General features: G+C 60.5%; 16 protein-coding genes. 9 read left to right on the plus strand and 7 right to left on the minus strand.

The features are described from left to right. Nucleotides 1-11 precede the first annotated feature (11 nt). Genes nuoI through nuoN form a run of 6 tightly spaced genes read left to right on the plus strand, consistent with a single transcriptional unit; the run spans nt 12 to nt 6,275 of the window. Entirely contained in the window at nt 12-560 is a 549-nt protein-coding gene (gene nuoI / locus JN524_RS24775; protein WP_003223795.1) for an NADH-quinone oxidoreductase subunit NuoI, read from the plus strand. A 9-nt stretch (nt 561-569) separates the two neighbouring features. Next, nucleotides 570-1,070, plus strand: a complete 501-nt coding sequence (nuoJ, locus tag JN524_RS24780) for an NADH-quinone oxidoreductase subunit J (protein ID WP_003223793.1) — start codon at nt 570-572, stop codon at nt 1,068-1,070. A 3-nt stretch (nt 1,071-1,073) separates the two neighbouring features. Further along, a complete protein-coding gene (nuoK, locus tag JN524_RS24785) occupies nt 1,074-1,382 on the plus strand; it encodes an NADH-quinone oxidoreductase subunit NuoK (protein WP_003180046.1) in 309 nt (102 codons plus the stop codon). Next, a complete protein-coding gene (gene nuoL, locus JN524_RS24790; protein WP_007964862.1) occupies nt 1,379-3,232 on the plus strand; it encodes an NADH-quinone oxidoreductase subunit L in 1,854 nt (617 codons plus the stop codon). The genes nuoK and nuoL overlap by 4 nt, the downstream gene beginning before the upstream one ends. A 39-nt stretch (nt 3,233-3,271) precedes the next feature. Beyond that, entirely contained in the window at nt 3,272-4,804 is a 1,533-nt protein-coding gene (nuoM, locus tag JN524_RS24795; protein ID WP_202371040.1) for an NADH-quinone oxidoreductase subunit M, read from the plus strand. A 7-nt stretch (nt 4,805-4,811) separates the two neighbouring features. Then, on the plus strand, nt 4,812-6,275 hold the full coding sequence (gene nuoN / locus JN524_RS24800; protein WP_097088123.1) for an NADH-quinone oxidoreductase subunit NuoN: 1,464 nt from the start codon (nt 4,812-4,814) through the stop codon (nt 6,273-6,275). A gap of 142 nt (nt 6,276-6,417) precedes the next feature. Here the strand turns inward: nuoN and JN524_RS24805 are convergent, their stop codons facing one another. Beyond that, nucleotides 6,418-6,882 (minus strand): GNAT family N-acetyltransferase, encoded by a 465-nt coding sequence (locus tag JN524_RS24805; protein ID WP_202371041.1) that lies wholly within the window; start codon nt 6,880-6,882, stop codon nt 6,418-6,420. A 293-nt stretch (nt 6,883-7,175) separates the two neighbouring features. Between JN524_RS24805 and JN524_RS24810 the strand changes: the two genes are divergently transcribed. Next, nucleotides 7,176-8,501: an OprD family porin gene (locus JN524_RS24810; RefSeq protein WP_202371042.1), complete on the plus strand. Its 1,326-nt coding sequence runs from the start codon at nt 7,176-7,178 to the stop codon at nt 8,499-8,501. Nucleotides 8,502-8,685: 184 nt separating this feature from the next. On the opposite strand, the gene JN524_RS24815 is transcribed toward JN524_RS24810, so the two are convergent. The 4 genes from JN524_RS24815 to JN524_RS24830 all read right to left on the minus strand — a co-directional run bounded on the left by JN524_RS24815 (nt 8,686) and on the right by JN524_RS24830 (nt 13,682). Next, the gene (locus JN524_RS24815) at nt 8,686-8,841 is read right to left on the minus strand and encodes a DUF2474 domain-containing protein (protein WP_202371043.1); all 156 of its coding nucleotides are present in this window, start codon (nt 8,839-8,841) and stop codon (nt 8,686-8,688) included. After that, nucleotides 8,828-9,844, minus strand: coding sequence for a cytochrome d ubiquinol oxidase subunit II (gene cydB / locus JN524_RS24820; protein WP_202371044.1), 1,017 nt, complete (start codon nt 9,842-9,844; stop codon nt 8,828-8,830). Before cydB ends, JN524_RS24815 begins: the two co-directional genes overlap by 14 nt. 3 nt (nt 9,845-9,847) lie before the next feature. After that, a complete protein-coding gene (locus JN524_RS24825) occupies nt 9,848-11,251 on the minus strand; it encodes a cytochrome ubiquinol oxidase subunit I (RefSeq protein WP_202371102.1) in 1,404 nt (467 codons plus the stop codon). A gap of 106 nt (nt 11,252-11,357) precedes the next feature. Beyond that, nucleotides 11,358-13,682, minus strand: a complete 2,325-nt coding sequence (locus JN524_RS24830) for an FdhF/YdeP family oxidoreductase (protein WP_202371045.1) — start codon at nt 13,680-13,682, stop codon at nt 11,358-11,360. Nucleotides 13,683-14,039: 357 nt separating this feature from the next. Between JN524_RS24830 and moaA the strand changes: the two genes are divergently transcribed. Continuing rightward, nucleotides 14,040-15,038, plus strand: a complete 999-nt coding sequence (gene moaA, locus JN524_RS24835; RefSeq protein WP_202371046.1) for a GTP 3',8-cyclase MoaA — start codon at nt 14,040-14,042, stop codon at nt 15,036-15,038. A 35-nt stretch (nt 15,039-15,073) separates the two neighbouring features. Then, the gene (locus JN524_RS24840) at nt 15,074-15,973 is read left to right on the plus strand and encodes a bestrophin family protein (RefSeq protein WP_202371047.1); all 900 of its coding nucleotides are present in this window, start codon (nt 15,074-15,076) and stop codon (nt 15,971-15,973) included. 242 nt (nt 15,974-16,215) lie between these two features. Here JN524_RS24840 and JN524_RS24845 read toward each other — a convergent pair whose 3' ends face one another. Next, on the minus strand, nt 16,216-17,421 hold the full coding sequence (locus JN524_RS24845; protein WP_202371048.1) for a molybdopterin molybdotransferase MoeA: 1,206 nt from the start codon (nt 17,419-17,421) through the stop codon (nt 16,216-16,218). Beyond that, nucleotides 17,418-17,957, minus strand: a complete 540-nt coding sequence (gene moaB / locus JN524_RS24850) for a molybdenum cofactor biosynthesis protein B (protein ID WP_027611709.1) — start codon at nt 17,955-17,957, stop codon at nt 17,418-17,420. The genes JN524_RS24845 and moaB overlap by 4 nt, the downstream gene beginning before the upstream one ends. Between the last annotated feature and the right edge of the window lie 244 nt (nt 17,958-18,201).

An 18,201-nucleotide genomic window follows, 5' to 3' on the forward strand; every position in this document is an offset into this window, starting at 1 on the left:
GGATTTGACCCATGTTCAAATATATTGGCGACATCGTTAAGGGTACCGGTACCCAGTTGCGCAGCCTGGTCATGGTCTTCGGCCATGGCTTTCGCAAGCGCGACACCCTGCAATACCCGGAAGAGCCGGTCTACCTGCCACCACGCTACCGTGGTCGCATCGTCCTGACCCGTGACCCCGATGGCGAAGAGCGTTGCGTAGCCTGCAACCTGTGCGCCGTGGCGTGCCCGGTAGGTTGCATTTCGCTGCAGAAAGCTGAAACCGAAGACGGTCGCTGGTACCCGGACTTCTTCCGTATCAACTTCTCGCGCTGCATTTTCTGCGGTCTCTGCGAGGAAGCCTGCCCGACCACCGCAATCCAGCTGACCCCGGATTTCGAGATGGCCGAGTTCAAACGTCAGGACCTGGTGTACGAGAAAGAAGATCTTTTGATCTCCGGCCCCGGCAAAAACCCTGATTACAACTTCTATCGTGTTGCAGGTATGGCAATCGCTGGCAAGCCGAAAGGCTCTGCGCAGAACGAAGCCGAACCGATCAACGTGAAGAGCTTGCTGCCTTAAGGAAGAACGATGGAATTCGCTTTCTATTTCGCATCGGGTATCGCGGTGGTGTCCACGCTACGTGTGGTCACCAACACCAACCCTGTGCACGCCCTGCTCTACCTGATCATCTCGTTGATCGCCGTGGCCATGACCTTCTTCGCACTCGGCGCACCGTTCGCCGGCGTGCTGGAAGTGATCGCCTACGCCGGCGCCATCATGGTGCTGTTCGTGTTCGTGGTGATGATGCTGAACCTGGGTCCCGCCTCGGTTCAGCAGGAACGCACCTGGCTAAAGCCCGGTATCTGGGCGGGGCCGGTGATTCTCGCCGCCCTGCTGCTGGCCGAACTGCTGTATGTGCTGTTCGCTCACCAGAGCGGTCAGGCCATCGGCCACACCACCGTCGATGCAAAAGCCGTGGGCGTCAGCCTGTTCGGTCCGTATCTGCTGGTGGTCGAACTCGCCTCGATGCTGCTGCTCGCCGCAGCCGTCACGGCGTTCCATTTGGGCCGTAACGAGGCGAAGGAGTAAGACATGCCTGCTATCCCTCTCGAACATGGTCTGGCCGTTGCCGGCATCCTGTTCTGCCTTGGTCTGGTCGGCCTGATGGTCCGCCGCAACATTTTGTTCGTGTTGATGAGTCTGGAAGTGATGATGAACGCCTCTGCCCTGGCCTTCATCGTTGCGGGCGCCCGCTGGGCGCAACCGGATGGACAGATCATGTTCATCCTGGTGATCAGCCTGGCAGCTGCCGAGGCCAGTATTGGCCTGGCGATCCTGCTGCAACTGTATCGCCGCTTCCACACGCTCGATATCGACGCTGCCAGTGAGATGCGCGGATGAACCTAATCTTTCTGACTTTTGTATTCCCTCTGATCGGTTTCCTGCTGCTGTCGTTCTCCCGTGGACGCTGGTCGGAAAACCTCTCGGCGCTGATCGGCGTGGGTTCCATCGGCCTGTCGGCGATTGTCGCCGCCTACGTCATCTGGCAATTCAACGTCGCGCCTCCCGAGGGCGGCCACTACACCCTGGTGCTGTGGAAGTGGATGGCGGTCGAAGGCTTCAAGCCTGACTTCGCTCTTTACATCGATGGCCTGTCGATCACCATGCTTGGCGTGGTGGTGGGCGTGGGTTTCCTGATCCACCTGTTCGCGTCCTGGTACATGCGCGGCGAAGCGGGTTACTCGCGCTTCTTCTCGTACACCAACCTGTTTATCGCCAGCATGCTGTTCCTGGTACTCGGCGATAACCTGTTGTTCCTGTACTTCGGCTGGGAAGGCGTGGGCCTGTGCTCGTACCTGTTGATCGGTTTCTACTACAGCAACCGCAACAACGGTAACGCCGCACTCAAGGCCTTCATCGTGACCCGGATCGGCGACGTGTTCATGGCCATCGGCCTGTTCATCCTGTTCCAGCAAGTGGGCACGCTGAACATCCAGGAACTGCTGGTGCTGGCACCGCAGAAATTCCAGGTCGGCGACTTCTGGATCACCCTGGCGACTCTGATGCTGCTGGGTGGCGCAGTCGGTAAATCGGCACAACTGCCACTGCAAACCTGGCTCGCGGACGCGATGGCCGGCCCTACCCCGGTTTCGGCACTGATCCACGCTGCAACCATGGTGACCGCGGGTGTCTACCTGATCGCCCGTACCCACGGTCTGTTCACCCTGGCGCCGGAAATCCTCCACCTGGTCGGCATCGTCGGTGGTGTGACGCTGGTTCTCGCAGGTTTCGCCGCACTGGTGCAGACCGACATCAAACGTATCCTCGCCTACTCGACCATGAGCCAGATCGGCTACATGTTCCTGGCGCTGGGCGTTGGTGCCTGGGATGGCGCGATTTTCCACCTGATGACCCACGCCTTCTTCAAGGCCCTGCTGTTCCTTGCTTCCGGTGCGGTGATCGTTGCCTGCCACCACGAGCAGAATATCTTCAAGATGGGCGGTCTGTGGAAAAAGCTGCCACTGGCCTACGCCAGCTTCATCGTCGGTGGTGCTGCACTGGCCGCCCTGCCACTGGTCACCGCAGGCTTCTACTCCAAGGACGAAATCCTTTGGGAAGCGTTCGCCAGCGGCAACCACGGTCTGCTTTACGCAGGTCTGGTCGGCGCGTTCATGACTTCGCTGTACACCTTCCGTCTGATCTTCATCACGTTCCACGGTGAAGCCAAGACCGAAGCCCACGCCGGCCACGGCATCTCGCACTGGCTGCCTCTGTCGGTACTGATCGTGCTGTCGACTTTCGTCGGCGCGATGATCGTGCCACCGCTGCACGGCGTACTGCCTGAAAGCGTTGGCCATGCCGGTGGCGAAGCCAAGCACAGTCTGGAAATCGCCTCGGGCGCCATCGCTCTGGCCGGTATCCTGCTGGCGGCCCTGCTGTTCCTCGGCAAGCGTCGCTTCGTGACGGCGATCGCCAACAGCGGCATCGGCCGTTTCCTTTCGGCCTGGTGGTTCGCTGCCTGGGGCTTCGACTGGATCTACGACAAACTGTTCGTCAAGCCGTACCTTGCGATCAGCCATGTACTGCGCAGAGACCCGCTCGACCAGACCATCGGTCTGATCCCGCGTATGGCCAAAGGCGGTCACACCGCCCTGAGCCGCACCGAGACCGGTCAACTGCGTTGGTATGCCGCCTCGATGGCTGCTGGTGCCGTGCTGGTAATCGGCGCCATCGTGCTGGTAGCGGTCTGATATGAACCTTGCGAATTTGCGAAAGGAAACGAGCCCGTCATGATTCTGCCTTGGCTAATCCTGATCCCCTTCATCGGCGGCCTGCTGTGCTGGATGGGTGAGCGCTTCGGCGCTACCCTCCCCCGCTGGATTGCGCTGTTGACCATGACCCTGGAACTCGCCCTCGGCCTCTGGCTGTGGGCCCACGGTGACTATTCATTTGCTCCGGCGCCTGGCGCCGATCCGACCTGGGCGCTTGAGTTCAAGCACGTCTGGATCCAGCGTTTCGGCATCAACGTGCATCTGGCCCTCGACGGCCTGTCGCTGTTGATGATCCTGCTGACCGGTCTGCTGGGTATCCTCTCGGTACTCTGCTCGTGGAAAGAGATTCAACGTCACGTTGGCTTCTTCCACCTGAACCTGATGTGGATCCTGGGCGGCGTTGTCGGCGTGTTCCTCGCCCTCGACCTGTTCATGTTCTTCTTCTTCTGGGAAATGATGCTGGTGCCGATGTACTTCCTCATCGCGCTCTGGGGTCACAGTTCTTCGGACGGCAAGAAAACCCGGATCTACGCGGCGACCAAGTTCTTCATCTTCACTCAGGCTTCCGGCCTGATCATGCTGGTGGCGATCCTCGGTCTGGTGCTGGTCAACTTCAACAACACTGGCGTGATTACCTTCAACTACGCCGACCTGTTGAAGACCAAGATGTCGATGACCACCGAGTACATTCTGATGCTCGGCTTCTTCATCGCCTTCGCGGTCAAGCTGCCAGTTGTACCGTTCCACTCGTGGCTGCCTGATGCCCACGCCCAGGCGCCGACTGCCGGTTCCGTCGACCTCGCCGGTATCCTGCTGAAAACCGCGGCCTACGGTCTGCTGCGTTTCGCCCTGCCGCTGTTCCCGAATGCTTCGGCCGAGTTCGCGCCGGTCGCCATGACCCTCGGTCTGATCGGGATCTTCTACGGCGCGTTCCTCGCGTTCGCGCAAACCGACATCAAGCGTCTGATCGCCTTCTCGTCCGTTTCCCACATGGGCTTCGTGCTGATCGGCATCTACTCCGGCAGCCAACTGGCGCTGCAAGGTGCAGTGATCCAGATGCTGGCGCACGGTCTGTCGGCCGCGGCCCTGTTTATCCTCAGCGGCCAACTGTACGAGCGTCTGCACACCCGTGACATGCGTGAAATGGGCGGTCTGTGGTCGCGTATCGCGTACCTGCCGGCGATCAGTCTGTTCTTTGCAGCCGCCTCCCTGGGTCTGCCGGGTACCGGTAACTTCGTCGGCGAGTTCCTGATCCTGATCGGTACGTTCGCCAGTGCGCCATGGATCACCGCGATTGCCACTTCCGGTCTGGTGTTCGGTTCGGTCTACTCGCTGATCATGATCCACCGTGCCTACTTCGGTCCGTCGAAATCGGATTCGATCCTGCACGGCATGGACGGTCGCGAACTGACCATGGTGCTGGGCCTTGCGGTGCTGCTGATTTACCTCGGCGTCTACCCGCAACCGTTCCTCGACACTTCCGCCGCCACGATGCATGGCGTGCAGCAGTGGCTCGGCACCGCCTTCACTCAACTCGCTTCGGCCCGGTAAGAGCGCTATGGAATTCACGATTCAACACTTTATTGCGCTTGCGCCACTGTTGATCACCAGCCTCACCATTATCGTGGTGATGCTGGCAATCGCCTGGCGCCGCAACCACTCGCAGACCTTCCTGATCTCGGTCGCCGGTCTGAACCTGGCCCTGCTGTCGATCCTGCCAGCCCTGAAAGTCGCGCCTCTGGCCGTGACTCCTTTGCTGCAAGTCGACACCTTCGCCTGCCTGTACATGGCGCTGATCCTGGTCGCCACCCTCGCCTGTGTGACCCTCGCCCACGCCTACCTCGGCGATGGCGGTTCGGGTTACCCGGGCAACCGTGAAGAACTGTACCTGCTGATCCTGATGGCCGCCGCCGGTGGTCTGGTTCTGGTCAGCGCGCAGCACCTGGCCGGTTTGTTCATCGGTCTGGAACTGCTGTCGGTACCGGTCTACGGTCTGGTGGCTTACGCCTTCTTCAACAAGCGTTCGCTGGAAGCCGGTATCAAGTACATGGTGCTGTCGGCCGCCGGTTCCGCGTTCCTGTTGTTCGGTATGGCCCTGCTCTACGCTGACGCCGGCACCCTGAGCTTCGTCGGTATCGGTCAGGCGCTGGCCACCACCAACCTGCCGAGCTCGCTGGCTCAGTTGGGTCTGGGCATGATGCTGATCGGTCTGGCGTTCAAGCTGTCGCTGGTACCGTTCCACCTGTGGACGCCGGACGTGTACGAAGGTGCTCCGGCGCCGGTCGCCGCGTTCCTCGCCACGGCGTCGAAGGTTGCCGTGTTCGCGGTGATGGTGCGTCTGTTCCAGATCTCCCCTGCCGCGAGCAGTGGCGTGCTGAGCGACGTACTCAGCGTGATCGCCGTCGCCTCGATCCTGTTCGGTAACCTGCTGGCCCTGACCCAGAGCAACCTCAAGCGTCTGCTCGGTTACTCGTCCATCGCGCACTTCGGCTACCTGCTGATCGCTTTGGTGGCGAGCAAGGGTCTGGCGGTGGAAGCCATCGGCGTGTACCTGGTCACCTACGTGATCACCAGCCTTGGCGCCTTCGGCGTGATCACCCTGATGTCCTCGCCGTACAACGGCCGTGACGCCGACGCACTGTACGAGTATCGCGGCCTGTTCTGGCGCCGTCCGTACCTGACCGCGGTACTGACCGTGATGATGCTGTCGCTGGCCGGTATCCCGCTGACTGCCGGCTTCATCGGCAAGTTCTACATCATCGCCACCGGTGTCGAGTCGCACCAATGGTGGCTGGTCGGTTCGCTGGTACTGGGCAGCGCCATCGGCGTGTTCTACTACCTGCGCGTGATGGTCACCCTGTACCTGATCGAACCGAACCTGCGCCGCCACGACGCCCAGCTGCACTGGGAACAGAAGGCAGGCGGCGTGATGCTGCTGGCCATCGCCGTGGTCGCGTTCTTCCTCGGTGTGTACCCGCAGCCACTGCTGACTCTGGTTCAGCAGGCAGGTCTGGCGGGCTGATATTCGGCTGGCTGGAAACGGAAACGGCACCTTCGGGTGCCGTTTTTGTTTTTGTGGGATTTAACGTCAAAAGATCGCAGCCTGCGGCAGCTCCTACAGGTGAATTGTGTAGGAGCTGCCGAAGGCTGCGATCTTTTGATCTTTACAACCTCTTCACCATCGGCACGCACGCCAGTTGCAGACCCGAAGGCGATTGATAAACCGCACTCTCTTCCCCGACATAACCACAGCGCCGATAAAAGTCGGCCGCATTCAATGTTGCGTCCAGACACACCTCGGTCAGCCCGAGATCCCGCGCCAAATCTTCGAGAAAGAACAGAACACGCTTGCCCAGCCCACGCTGCATGAAATCCGGGCGAATGAAGATCGCGCCGATTTCACGGTAATCCAGATCAAGCATGCCGGTCGCTACAGCCTGACCCTCAATGCAGCCCAGATAAAAGTGTTTTGCCATCAGCGAGTCGTAGCCGTCTTCGGCCGCGCCTTTGGTCCAGTCGAGCATTTGCTGCTGACTGTAGGCACCGACGCATTGATGCCGGATGGCCAGTCGCCGAATCTCGAACGCGATCTGCGCGTCGTCCGGGGTGGCTCTTCTTATGTCGAACATTTCTCTCTCCTTGAGCCATGTGCGGACGGGAATGAACCTGCGAAGGTAACAGCCATTTCTGCACAAATGTGGATCATTGTGGGAGCGTGGCTTGCCCGCTCCCACAGGTTTGCGTGGGATTCACAAGATCCGGGTTCAGCCACATGACGAAATTGTAATTCCCCCATCACCTTGGCGTTATCCGCAGCTTGCAACGATGTGACCCGGCGACCAATGCCGGCGGGCCCTGCCCCGCCGAACAATAAAACCACGCCGACGCACGTTCCCGTTCTGCCGAACCCAAGGAGTGTTTGATGGTTAACAATACAAAAATGTCGATGGCCGCTTTAGCGGTGGTGGTCGGCTCAGGGCCGTCCATGGTGTTTGCAGAAGACAAGCCTGAGGGCTTTGTCGAAGGCAGTAGCCTGACGGTGCTCAACCGCAACTTCTACTTCAATCGTGATCATCGCAACGGCCAGTCCAGCCCCACCGGCAACGGTTATTCCGAGGCCTGGGCGCATGCGGTAATCAGCAAGTTCGAATCCGGTTTCACTCAAGGCACCGTTGGGGTCGGTGTCGATGCGTTTGCCATGCTCGGCTTGAAACTCGACACCGGTGATGGGCGCAACGGCGGGCGCAGTTCGTTCGATGTGCTGCCGGTCAACCGTGACGGTCAGGCAGGGGATGAATACACCAAGATCGGTGGCGCCGCCAAAGTGCGGGCGTTCGATACGGTGATCAAGGTCGGGGATGTGTTCCCGGTCAACCCGGTGGTGGCGGCCGGTGATTCGCGCTTGTTGCCGGAGAGCTTTCGCGGCGTGACGGCGAGCAACACCAGTATCGACGGTCTGTCGATCCAGGGCGGCCGTCTGCATGCGATGAGCCAGCCGGTGTCCAGCGACATGCGCGAAAACTTCGCCACGTTCTACGCAGGTCCAGTCAATTCGCCGTGGATCGCTTACGGCGGCGGCGATTATGTGCTGAACAAAAACTTCAGTTTCAGCCTGTACTCCAGCCGCCTCAAGGATGCCTGGAACCAGTACTACGCCGGCACCGCCTGGACCTATCCACTGTCGGACGAGCTGTCGCTGTTCGGCGGCCTGAACTATTACAAAGCGGTCGACGAAGGCAAACAACTGCTCGGCCAGTTCGACAACAACATCTGGAGCGGCCGCGTCGGCGTGAAGCTCGGCGCGCACTCCGTCGCCCTCTCCCACCAGCGCAACAACGGCAACGACGACTTCGATTACCTGCGCCAGTCGGACTCGATCTTCCTCGACAACTCGATCCAGTACAGCGACTTCAACTCGCCGAAAGAACGTTCGTGGATGGTGCGTTACGACCTCGACATGACCCCTTACGGTGTGCCGGGTCTGTCATTCATGACCCGTTACGCGCGCGGCACTGACGCCGACTATTCCAACGCCAACGCCGTGTATATGCGCCGCGATGCCGAGGGCAATCCACTGACCGACCAGAAGCGCTGGGAGCGTGACATCGAAGTCAAATACGTGGTGCAGAGCGGTTCGATGAAAGACCTGTCGCTGCGCTTGCGCCAGGCCACCACCCGCGCCACGGCGTTCGAGTCCGACCTGGATGAAGTGCGGGTGATCGTCGAATACCCGCTGGCGATTCTCTGAGTTTCCCGAGCAATACCATTCACCTTTAGAAGCTCCTTGCTCCTTTGGTCAGAGGTGAATTTTTTGGCGTCCTTCGGGATGCCTTTTTTATGTCTGCCGATTTCACGCCGCTGCCCCAGGTTTGATCAACGATTGCAGAACGCCGGGCACAAAAAAACCGGAGCCATGGCTCCGGTTTTTCAGGTCAGTGGGTCCTCATTCCCGCTGCATACATCGCCAGTTTCAGCACACTCGCCACCACTCCGAGCGATACCACGCTGCCAAACCAGATCAGCAACAACCAGCCCAGACGCTTGTACCAGCGGGAGGATCTGACCTCACGCGAATCAATGGTAGCCATCGCCAATCCTCACTTTTCCGCGGAATACGTAGTAGCTCCAGAAGGTGTACATCAGGATCACCGGCAGGATGAACAGTGCGCCGATCAGGGCGAACAACTGGCTCGAGGGCGGGGATGCCGCTGCCCACAGGCTCACCGATGGCGGGATGATGTTCGGCCAGATGCTCAGCGCCAGACCGATGTAACCGAGCAGCATCAACACCAGAGTGAACACAAACGGCCAGTGGGTGTGACGCTGACGCAAGGTGCGCAGCAGCCCGAACAACGCCAGCAGCGCCAGCACCACCAACCCGGCGAACACCATCAGATGTCCGCTGGTCGACCAGCGAGTGGCCAGTTCCGGGTGCAACTTCAGTGTCCACGCACCAATCACCACCACCATCGCCGTCAGCAACCACGCCAGCGGCCGGGTGAACAGACGCATCCGCGACTCGAGCATGCCTTCGGTCTTGACCAGCAACCAGGTGCTGCCCAGCAGCGCATAAGCCACCACCAGACCGACGCCGCACACCAGCGGAAACGGCGCCAGCCAGTCCAGGCCGCCACCGGCAAACTGCCGATTCACCACGGGAATGCCCGACACGTAGGCGCCGATCGCCACACCCTGGGAGAACGTCGCCAGCAGCGAACCGCCGATGAACGCCTTGTCCCACCAGTGACGCTTTTGCGCTGACGACTTGAAGCGAAACTCGAACGCCACGCCACGGAAAATCAGCCCGCAGAGCATCAGGATCAGCGGCAGGTACAGCGCCTCCAGAATCACCCCGTAGGCCAGCGGAGACGCGCCATACAACGCCGCACCACCGAGCACCAGCCAGGTTTCGTTGCCGTCCCACACCGGGGCGACAGTGTTCATCATCACGTCGCGCTCCTGCTCATCCGGGATCAGCGGAAACAGGATCCCCAGGCCCAGATCGAAGCCGTCCATGATCACGTACATCATCACCCCGAAGGCGATGATCACACCCCAGATCAACGAGAGATCGATACCTTGAATACCCATGACTCAATGCTCCTTCATCGGGGCGGTAGCCGCCGAAATAGGCCGGCGCGGGGTCTGCAACTGATCGCCCTCCGGCGGATGTTCGTGATGCGGCTGCGGGCCCTTCTTCACCAGTTTCATCATGTAGCCGATGCCCACGGTGAATACCGAGCAGTAGATGACCACGAACAGCAACAGCGAGGTGCTCATCTGCGCCACCGAGTGGTGCGACGCGGCGTCATGGGTGCGCATCAAGCCATAAACCACCCACGGCTGACGCCCGACTTCGGTGGTGATCCAGCCGGCCAGCAACGCGATCAACCCGCTCGGCCCCATCAGCAATACCAGACGCTGGAAGCCGCGATGCTGATAGAGCTTGCCGCCACGGCGCAGCGCCAGACCGAGCACACCGACGAGGATCATCAACATGCCCAGCCCGGCCATCACGCGAAAGCTCCAGAAGATGATGGTCGAGTTCGGCCGATCCGCTTTCGGGAAGCTCTTCAGCGCCGGGATCTGCTTGTCGAGGCTGTGGGTCAGGATCAGGCTGCCGAGGTACGGGATTTCCAGCGCATATTGGGTCTTCTCCGCCTGCATGTCGGGGATGCCGAACAGCACCAGCGGCGTCGGGCCGTTGTCGGCGTTTTCCCAGTGGCCTTCGATGGCGGCGATTTTTGCCGGTTGATGCTCCAGGGTGTTCAAGCCATGGGCGTCACCGACCACTGCCTGAATCGGTGCCACGATCAGCGCCATCCACAACGCCATGGAAAACATCCTGCGCACCGGCGCGGTATTGTTGCCGCGCAGCAAATGCCAGGCCGCCGACGAGCCCACGAAGAAGGCCGTGGCGACGAACGCGGCAATCGCCATGTGCGCCAGACGGAACGGAAACGACGGGTTGAACACAATCGCCAGCCAGTCCAGCGGCATCACCCGCCCGTCGACGATTTCGAAGCCCTGTGGGGTCTGCATCCAGCTGTTGGACGCGAGAATCCAGAACGTTGAAATCAATGTGCCGATGGCAACCATCACCGTGGCAAAGAAGTGCAAGCCACGGCCGACGCGGTTCCAGCCGAACAGCATGACCCCGAGGAAACCTGCCTCAAGGAAGAACGCCGTCAATACTTCATAGGTCAGCAACGGCCCGGTGATGCTCCCGGCAAAGTCCGAAAAGCCGCTCCAGTTAGTGCCGAACTGGTACGCCATGACCAGCCCCGAGACCACGCCCATGCCGAAGTTGACGGCAAAGATCTTCGACCAGAAGTGGTAGAGATCGCGGTAGCTGTCGTCACGGGTTTTCAGCCACAGGCCTTCGAGTACCGCTAGGAAACTCGCCAGGCCGATGGTGATCGCCGGGAAGATAATGTGGAACGAAACCGTGAACGCGAATTGAATTCGCGCCAGGTTCAGTGCCTCCATGTTGAGCATGATGATGTCCTCATCCAGGCTGAAAAGCGGCAGCACGTCGCCGGGCCACCGCCAAGCGCGAACGCCTGCAGCCAGTCAAATTGCCAAGGTTTTTATAAGTAGCGGGTCAGGCCAGCGATGCCGGGATCAGGTTGCTGACCTTGGCCGCTTCGAGGCGAATCGCGACGAATTTCGAGGTCGGCGTGTAGGTCCGGTCGCCGTAGCTTTCCAGCGGTACCAGCGGGTTGGTTTCCGGGTAGTACGCCGCCGCCTGACCGGGCGGAATGTCGTAGGCAATCAGGGTGAAACCGCTGACCCGTCGCTCGCGCTCGTCATCCCACAGCGCCACCAGATCGACCTTCTGCCCCGGTTCGAAACCGAGACGCTGGATGTCCTGCTCGTTGGCGAAGATCACGTCGCGCATGCCATAGACCCCGCGATAACGGTCGTCGAGCCCGTACAGCGTGGTGTTGTACTGGTCGTGGGAGCGCATGGTCTGCAGGATCAGATCCGGCTTGACCGGCAGGTTGCGCACGCCTTCGCTGATCAGGTGTTCCGGCAGCACGCACGGGGTGAACTGGGCTTTGCCCGACTCAGTGTTCCAGACCCGATCCGAGGCATCGTTGCCGAGGTGGAAGCCGCCCGGGGTCAGCAGTTTTTCGTTGAAGTTCTCGAAGCCCGGAATCACATCGCCGATCAGGTTGCGGATGCGTCCGTAATCGCCCACCGCCCACTCCCAGTCGATTGGATGCTTGCCCAAGGTCGCGGCGGCAATCCCGGCAATGATCGCCGGCTCGGACTTCAAGTGCGCCGACTTCGGTTTCAACTGACCGAACGACAAGTGCACCATGCTGAAGGTGTCTTCCACGGTCACGCCTTGCGGGCCTTCGGCCTGGATGTCGATGTCGGTGCGACCGAGGCACGGCAGGATCAATGCGTCGCGACCGGTGACCAGATGGCTGCGGTTGAGCTTGGTCGAAATGTGCACCGTCAGGTCGAGTTTGCGCATCGCTTCGTGGGTGCGCGGGGTGTCCGGCGTGGCTTGGGCAAAATTGCCGCCCAGACCGATAAACACCTTGGCTTCGCCACGCTCCATGGCACCGATCGCCATGACGGTGTTGTGGCCGTGCATGCGCGGCACTTTGAAGTTGAAGCGTTTTTCCAGCGCGTCCATCAGTTCTTTCGGCGCCAGTTCGTTGATACCCATGGTGCGGTCGCCCTGCACGTTGCTGTGACCACGCACCGGCGACAGGCCGGCGCCCGGACGGCCAACGTTGCCGCGCAGCAGTTGCAGGTTGATGACCTCCTGCAGGGTCGGCACCGAGTGCACGTGTTGGGTCAGGCCCATGGCCCAGCACATGATCACGCTCTTGGCGCGGCCATACATGCGCGCGGCCAGTTCGATGTCGTGCAACGGCACGCCGGACTGCTCGAGGATGTGCTCCCAAGTCGTGGCGTCGACTTCTGCCAGGTAGCTGTCCAGACCCGAAGTGTGCTCGGCGATAAACGCGTGATCGAACACCGGTTCGCCACCGCTGGCCTGGGCTTCACGCTCCCACTGCAGAAGGAATTTGACCATGCCACGAATCATCGCCATGTCACCACCCAGCGCCGGGCGGAAGTACGCAGTGTTGGTCGCTTCCCAGCCGTTGCTGAGCATTTCGATCGGGTTCTGCGGGTTCTGGAAACGCTCCAGGCCACGCTCTTTCAGCGGGTTGATGCACACCACTTGCGCGCCGCGTTTCACCGCTTCACGCAGCGGTTCGAGCATGCGTGGGTGGTTGGTGCCGGGGTTCTGGCCGATGACGAAGATCGCGTCGGCATGATGCAGATCCTCGTAGACCACGGTGCCCTTGCCCACGCCCAGCGTCTCGCCCATGCTCACCGCACTGGCTTCGTGGCACATGTTCGAGCAGTCGGGAAAGTTGTTGGTGCCGTAGGCGCGGACGAACAACTGATAGAGAAACGCCGCTTCGTTGCTGGCCCGGCCCGAGGTATAGAACTCGGCCTCGTGCGGCGATTTCAGACCCTTGAGGTGTTCGGCGATCAGCGCGAACGCATCTTCCCAGGTGGTTTCCACATAGCGGTCGACCCGCGCGTCGTAACGCATCGGGTGGGTCAGACGGCCCTGATATTCCAGCCAGTAGTCGCTCTGCTCGGCCAGGCTCGATACCGTGTACTTGTTGAAGAACGCCGGGTCGACCAAACGCCCGGTGGCCTCCCAGTTCACCGCTTTGGCGCCGTTCTCGCAGAACTTGAGCATGCTCGCACCGGGTGCTTCACCCCAGGCACAGCCCGGGCAGTCGAAGCCGCCGTTCTGGTTGGTCTTGAGCATGGCGCGGATGTTTTTCAGGGCGTTTTCACTGCCCAGCCAACTTTTGGTCAGGCTGATCACAGCCCCCCAACCGGCAGCGGCACCCTTGTAAGGTTTGTAACGGTCGACTTGTGACATGGGACATCTCCATGACGATGCACACAGGCATGAACCTGATCTTGGTTAAACAGCGACGGCCGACTTTGCACAGCAATAAAGTGGTCGTTTCAGTTGCCGGAGCAAGGATATGAACCGTTACAAAACATTGTCTAATCGCTATTTATGACCACATTATCGAAACCCTCTATCACGGCGAAAAACCCTTTATTTACGGTGTGTTGCGAAACTAAAGCGGTAACTTTCCAGAGAAAATAATTGATCATCGACGCGCTCAATCAAGCAGTCATAAACAGTGATTGGACGAGATCTGAAGTTGCCCATAATCTGCGCTAACCGGTTCCGTCCAAGCGGACTTCCCACTTCTGCGAGGCTGTCATGTCAGAGCGTGTCCTGATCGATGGTTACAACCGCCGCGTCGACTATCTGCGCATGTCGGTCACCGACCGCTGCGACTTCCGCTGCGTGTATTGCATGTCCGAGGACATGCAGTTTCTGCCGCGCCAGCAAGTGCTGACGCTGGAGGAGATCTATCAACTGGCGCAGAGCTTCGTGGCGCTGGGCACGCGCAAGATTCGCCTGACCGGCGGCGAGCCGCTGATTCGTCCGGGCGTGGTCAAGCTGTGCGAGCAGATCGCCGCCCTGCCCGGCCTGCGTGAACTGTGCATGACCACCAATGGCTCGCAGCTGGGCAAACTCGCCGCGCCGCTGTTCGACGCCGGGGTCAAGCGGCTGAACATCAGCCTCGACAGCCTCGACCCGGAGCGCTTCAGGCAAATGACCCGCACCGGTGATCTGGCGCAGGTGATCAGCGGCATCGATGCGGCGCGCAAGGCCGGTTTCACCCGAACCAAACTCAACGTGGTGGTGATGCAGGGGCGCAACGATCAGGAGATCAACGATCTGGTGAGCTTTGCCATCGACCGCCAGCTCGACGTCTCCTTCATCGAGGAAATGCCGCTGGGGATCATCAGCGAACACAGCCGCGCCGAGTCGTTTTTCTCCAGTGCCCAGGTGCGCGAAAAAATCGCCGAGCGCTACACCCTGATCGACTCCGCCGAGTCGACCCAGGGCCCGTCGCGCTATTGGCGGCTGGCCGAGGCGCCGGACATTCGTCTGGGCTTTATCTCGCCGCACAGCCACAATTTCTGCGGTACTTGCAACCGGGTGCGGCTGACTGTCGAGGGGCGCCTGCTACTGTGTCTGGGTAACGAGCATTCGGTGGATCTGAAAGCCGTGCTGCGCGCTCATCCGGGGCAACCAGAGCGGCTGGAGAAGGCCATTATCGAGGCGATGAAGCTCAAGCCGTATCGACACAATTTCGAAGTGAACGACGACGTTCAGGTCGTGCGCTTCATGAACATGACCGGCGGCTGAGCCGCCCTCACCCTGCGTAACCGGGATCGCCCAGCATGATCATCAGACCCAAGGTCAACCAATTCGCCATCCTCTTCACCCTCAAGGGTTCGATCGCCAAACGTATCGCCCTGCGCACTCTGATGGTCACCCTGCTGGCTTCTGCCATCGTGCTGATTGAAATGCTCCATCCGAGCAACTTCACCAAGGTCAACGCCACGCCGTTCACCTTGCTCGGGCTGTCACTGTCGATCTTCATGAATTTTCGCAACAACGCCTGCTACGACCGCTGGTACGAAGCGCGCAAGGCTTGGGGGGATGTGCTGGTGCACATTCGTTCGGTGATTCGCGAAACCCATGTCATCCGCGAATCGGCGCAGCGCAAGCCATTGCTGCTCAACCTCTGCGGATTTGCTCATGCGCTGAATGCGCGATTGCGCCGGGAAAGCGAAGCGGCGGCCAGCAGTGACTGGATCACGCCGAAACACGATGCGCAGGTGCCGGACTATAGCGGACGGATTCTGCAGCAGGTCGGCCAGCAGTGTTCCGACCTGCATCAAAGCGGTGAACTGACTGAATGGCGCTACATGCTACTGGCCAATCACTTGACCAGCCTGACCCAGGCGCAAGCGGTGTGCGAGCGGATCAAAAACACCCCGCTGCCCTTCCCCTACACCTTGCTACTGCACCGCACCATCTACCTGTTCTGCATCCTGCTGCCGTTCGCCATGGCCGAACCGCTGGGCTGGCTGACCCCGCTGTTCACGGCGATTGTCAGCTACACGTTCTTTGGTCTGGATGCGATTGCCGATGAACTGGAAGACCCGTTCGGCCGCGACGAAAACGATTTGGCAACCGACTCGCTGGTGCGCACCATCGAGCGCGATATTCTCAGCGAACTGGGCGTGACCGATCTGCCGCCGATGTTGCTGCCGGTGGACTATGTGCTGAGCTGATCACATTTCTCCAAACACCAAAAAACCTGTGGGAGCTGGCTTGCCAGCGATAGCGCCGGGTCAGCCAACTTCAATGTTGGATGTGCCGGCCTAATCGCTGGCAAGCCAGCTCCCACAGGGATTGCTAGTGTTTATACGTTCTGCATAAGCATTACAAAAAAGATCGCAGCCTTCGGCAGCTCCTACAGTGGAATGCGTTTCCTGTAGGAGCTGTCGAAGGCTGCGATCTTTTGATCTTCGCTTTAAAACAGTTCGCTGAAGGGAATAAAGCGCAGCGGATCGCCAATGCCGTGGGTGCTGTTTTCCGGCACCTCCACCAGCCCATCGGCCCAGGTCGCTCCGAGCAAAACGCCGGAACTCTGGTTCGGATACAACACCGCGCGCCCCGCCTCCAGCCGCACCCGCAGATACTCTCGACGGCTGCCCGCCTTGTTCCAGGCGAAACCGGCATTCACCGTGAAGCTCAACGGCATGACCTCTTCCACGCCTTGAATGCGCAGCAGGTACGGCCGCGCCAGCAGGCCGAAGGTCACCAGCGCCGAGGTTGGATTGCCCGGCAGGCCAATCACCGGCACCGTGCCGAAATGCCCCACGGTCAGCGGTTTGCCAGGCTTGATCGCCAGCTTCCACAGCAGCGGTTTGCCGTCCTCGCGCAGCACCTGCCCGAGGCAATCGGCATCGCCGGCAGACACACCGCCGGTGGTCAGAATCAAGTCAGCCGCCACTTGCAGCTGCTCAAGTTTGAGCCGCGTCTGCGCCGGACGATCCGGCAGGATCCCGGCGTCGATCACCTCGCAGCCCAGTTCCTTCAGCCAGTGGCCGAGCAGCACACGATTGCTGTTGTAGATGCTGCCGGGACGCAGCGGCTGGCCCGGCTCGACCAGTTCGTCACCGGTGGACAGCAGCGCCACGCGCGGGCGCCGCACCACGTGCAACTGTGCCAGCCCTTGCCCGGCGGCGACCGCCAGTTCGAACGGCCCGAGGCGTTTGCCGGCACGCAGCAGGATGTCGCCGACGCGGTTTTCCTGACCCTGCGCGCGAATGTTCTGCCCCGCCTTCAACGGCTGCAAAAAACGCACGCGGCCGTCCTCCAGCACTTCGACGTTCTCCTGCATCTCGACGCAGGTAGCGCCAGGTGGCAACGGTGCGCCGGTAAAGATCCGCGCGCAGGTGCCGGGCAATAGCGCGTCCGGTGCCAGACCGGCGTAGACCTTCTGCGACACCTTCAGCGGCTGACGATGCAGATCGGCCAGGTTCAAGGCATAACCGTCCATGGCACTGTTCGGCCACGGCGGCAGGTCGAGTGTCGCCACCAGATCACTGGCCAGCACCCATCCACGCGCCTCGTCGAGCGGCAACAGTTCGCTGTCGGCCAGACGTTGCTCATTGGCCATGCCGAGCAACTGGTCGAGGGCGTCCTCGACCGGCATCAACCCTGCCTTGCTCATCCGCGGGGCCCACAGGCAGCGACTGATTTGAGGTGCGGCACAAAGTTGCACGGGCGATGGCGGTTATCCAGTTGCTCGGCGAGGATGCCTTCCCACGCGGTGCGGCAGGCACCGGTCGAACCCGGCAGGCAGCACACCAGCGTGCCGTTGGACAGCCCGGCCAGCGCGCGGCTTTGCACAGTCGAGGTGCCGATATCGAGAATCGAAATGGCGCGGAACAACTCGCCAAACCCGTCGATCTGCTTGTCGAGCAGACAGGCCACTGCTTCCGGCGTGCTGTCGCGCCCGGTGAAACCAGTGCCGCCGGTGATCAGCACTACCTGAATGCTGTCGTCGGCAATCCAGTGCGCGACCTGAGCGCGGATCTTGTACAGGTCATCCTTGAGCAGGTTGCGTTCGCTCAGGGTGTGGCCGGCCTCCAGCAAACGACTGACCAGCAATTGGCCCGAGGTGTCGCTCGCGTAATCGCGGGTATCGCTGACGGTCAGTACGGCTATGTTCAGAGGAACAAACAGGGCATCCGCTTTCGCACTCATGAGAATCTCCGGCAGTAGTCAATCAGATTGCCAAGCAGCCTAAGTGCCACTTATGAGTACTGTCTAATCACTCTGGCCAACCACATTATCGAGCTGCTCTATCGGCGCCGTTGACCTCGGCCAAAGCGTTTGAAACCATGGGCGATAGAGCTGATCGATAGGCTTTTCAATGCTTCCGATTGGACGCAAACACGGTCAAATGAGATCGTCGCACCTCGCGTTTTCCGTGCGCTGCGCGCATCTG

It is taken from the genome of Pseudomonas sp. MWU318, assembly GCF_016756945.1.
GTDB classification, from domain to species: Bacteria; Pseudomonadota; Gammaproteobacteria; order Pseudomonadales; family Pseudomonadaceae; genus Aquipseudomonas; species Aquipseudomonas putida_A.

What these genes read in the sequence shown, in the direction of transcription:
- nuoI (WP_003223795.1), top strand. Translation starts at nt 12, where the DNA reads ATGTTCAAATATATTGGCGACATCGTTAAGGGTACCGGTACCCAGTTG.
- nuoJ (WP_003223793.1), top strand. Translation starts at nt 570, where the DNA reads ATGGAATTCGCTTTCTATTTCGCATCGGGTATCGCGGTGGTGTCCACG.
- nuoK (WP_003180046.1), top strand. Translation starts at nt 1,074, where the DNA reads ATGCCTGCTATCCCTCTCGAACATGGTCTGGCCGTTGCCGGCATCCTG.
- nuoL (WP_007964862.1), top strand. Translation starts at nt 1,379, where the DNA reads ATGAACCTAATCTTTCTGACTTTTGTATTCCCTCTGATCGGTTTCCTG.
- nuoM (WP_202371040.1), top strand. Translation starts at nt 3,272, where the DNA reads ATGATTCTGCCTTGGCTAATCCTGATCCCCTTCATCGGCGGCCTGCTG.
- nuoN (WP_097088123.1), top strand. Translation starts at nt 4,812, where the DNA reads ATGGAATTCACGATTCAACACTTTATTGCGCTTGCGCCACTGTTGATC.
- JN524_RS24805 (WP_202371041.1), bottom strand. Translation starts at nt 6,882, where the DNA reads ATGTTCGACATAAGAAGAGCCACCCCGGACGACGCGCAGATCGCGTTC.
- JN524_RS24810 (WP_202371042.1), top strand. Translation starts at nt 7,176, where the DNA reads ATGGTTAACAATACAAAAATGTCGATGGCCGCTTTAGCGGTGGTGGTC.
- JN524_RS24815 (WP_202371043.1), bottom strand. Translation starts at nt 8,841, where the DNA reads ATGGCTACCATTGATTCGCGTGAGGTCAGATCCTCCCGCTGGTACAAG.
- cydB (WP_202371044.1), bottom strand. Translation starts at nt 9,844, where the DNA reads ATGGGTATTCAAGGTATCGATCTCTCGTTGATCTGGGGTGTGATCATC.
- JN524_RS24825 (WP_202371102.1), bottom strand. Translation starts at nt 11,251, where the DNA reads ATGCTCAACATGGAGGCACTGAACCTGGCGCGAATTCAATTCGCGTTC.
- JN524_RS24830 (WP_202371045.1), bottom strand. Translation starts at nt 13,682, where the DNA reads ATGTCACAAGTCGACCGTTACAAACCTTACAAGGGTGCCGCTGCCGGT.
- moaA (WP_202371046.1), top strand. Translation starts at nt 14,040, where the DNA reads ATGTCAGAGCGTGTCCTGATCGATGGTTACAACCGCCGCGTCGACTAT.
- JN524_RS24840 (WP_202371047.1), top strand. Translation starts at nt 15,074, where the DNA reads ATGATCATCAGACCCAAGGTCAACCAATTCGCCATCCTCTTCACCCTC.
- JN524_RS24845 (WP_202371048.1), bottom strand. Translation starts at nt 17,421, where the DNA reads ATGAGCAAGGCAGGGTTGATGCCGGTCGAGGACGCCCTCGACCAGTTG.
- moaB (WP_027611709.1), bottom strand. Translation starts at nt 17,957, where the DNA reads ATGAGTGCGAAAGCGGATGCCCTGTTTGTTCCTCTGAACATAGCCGTA.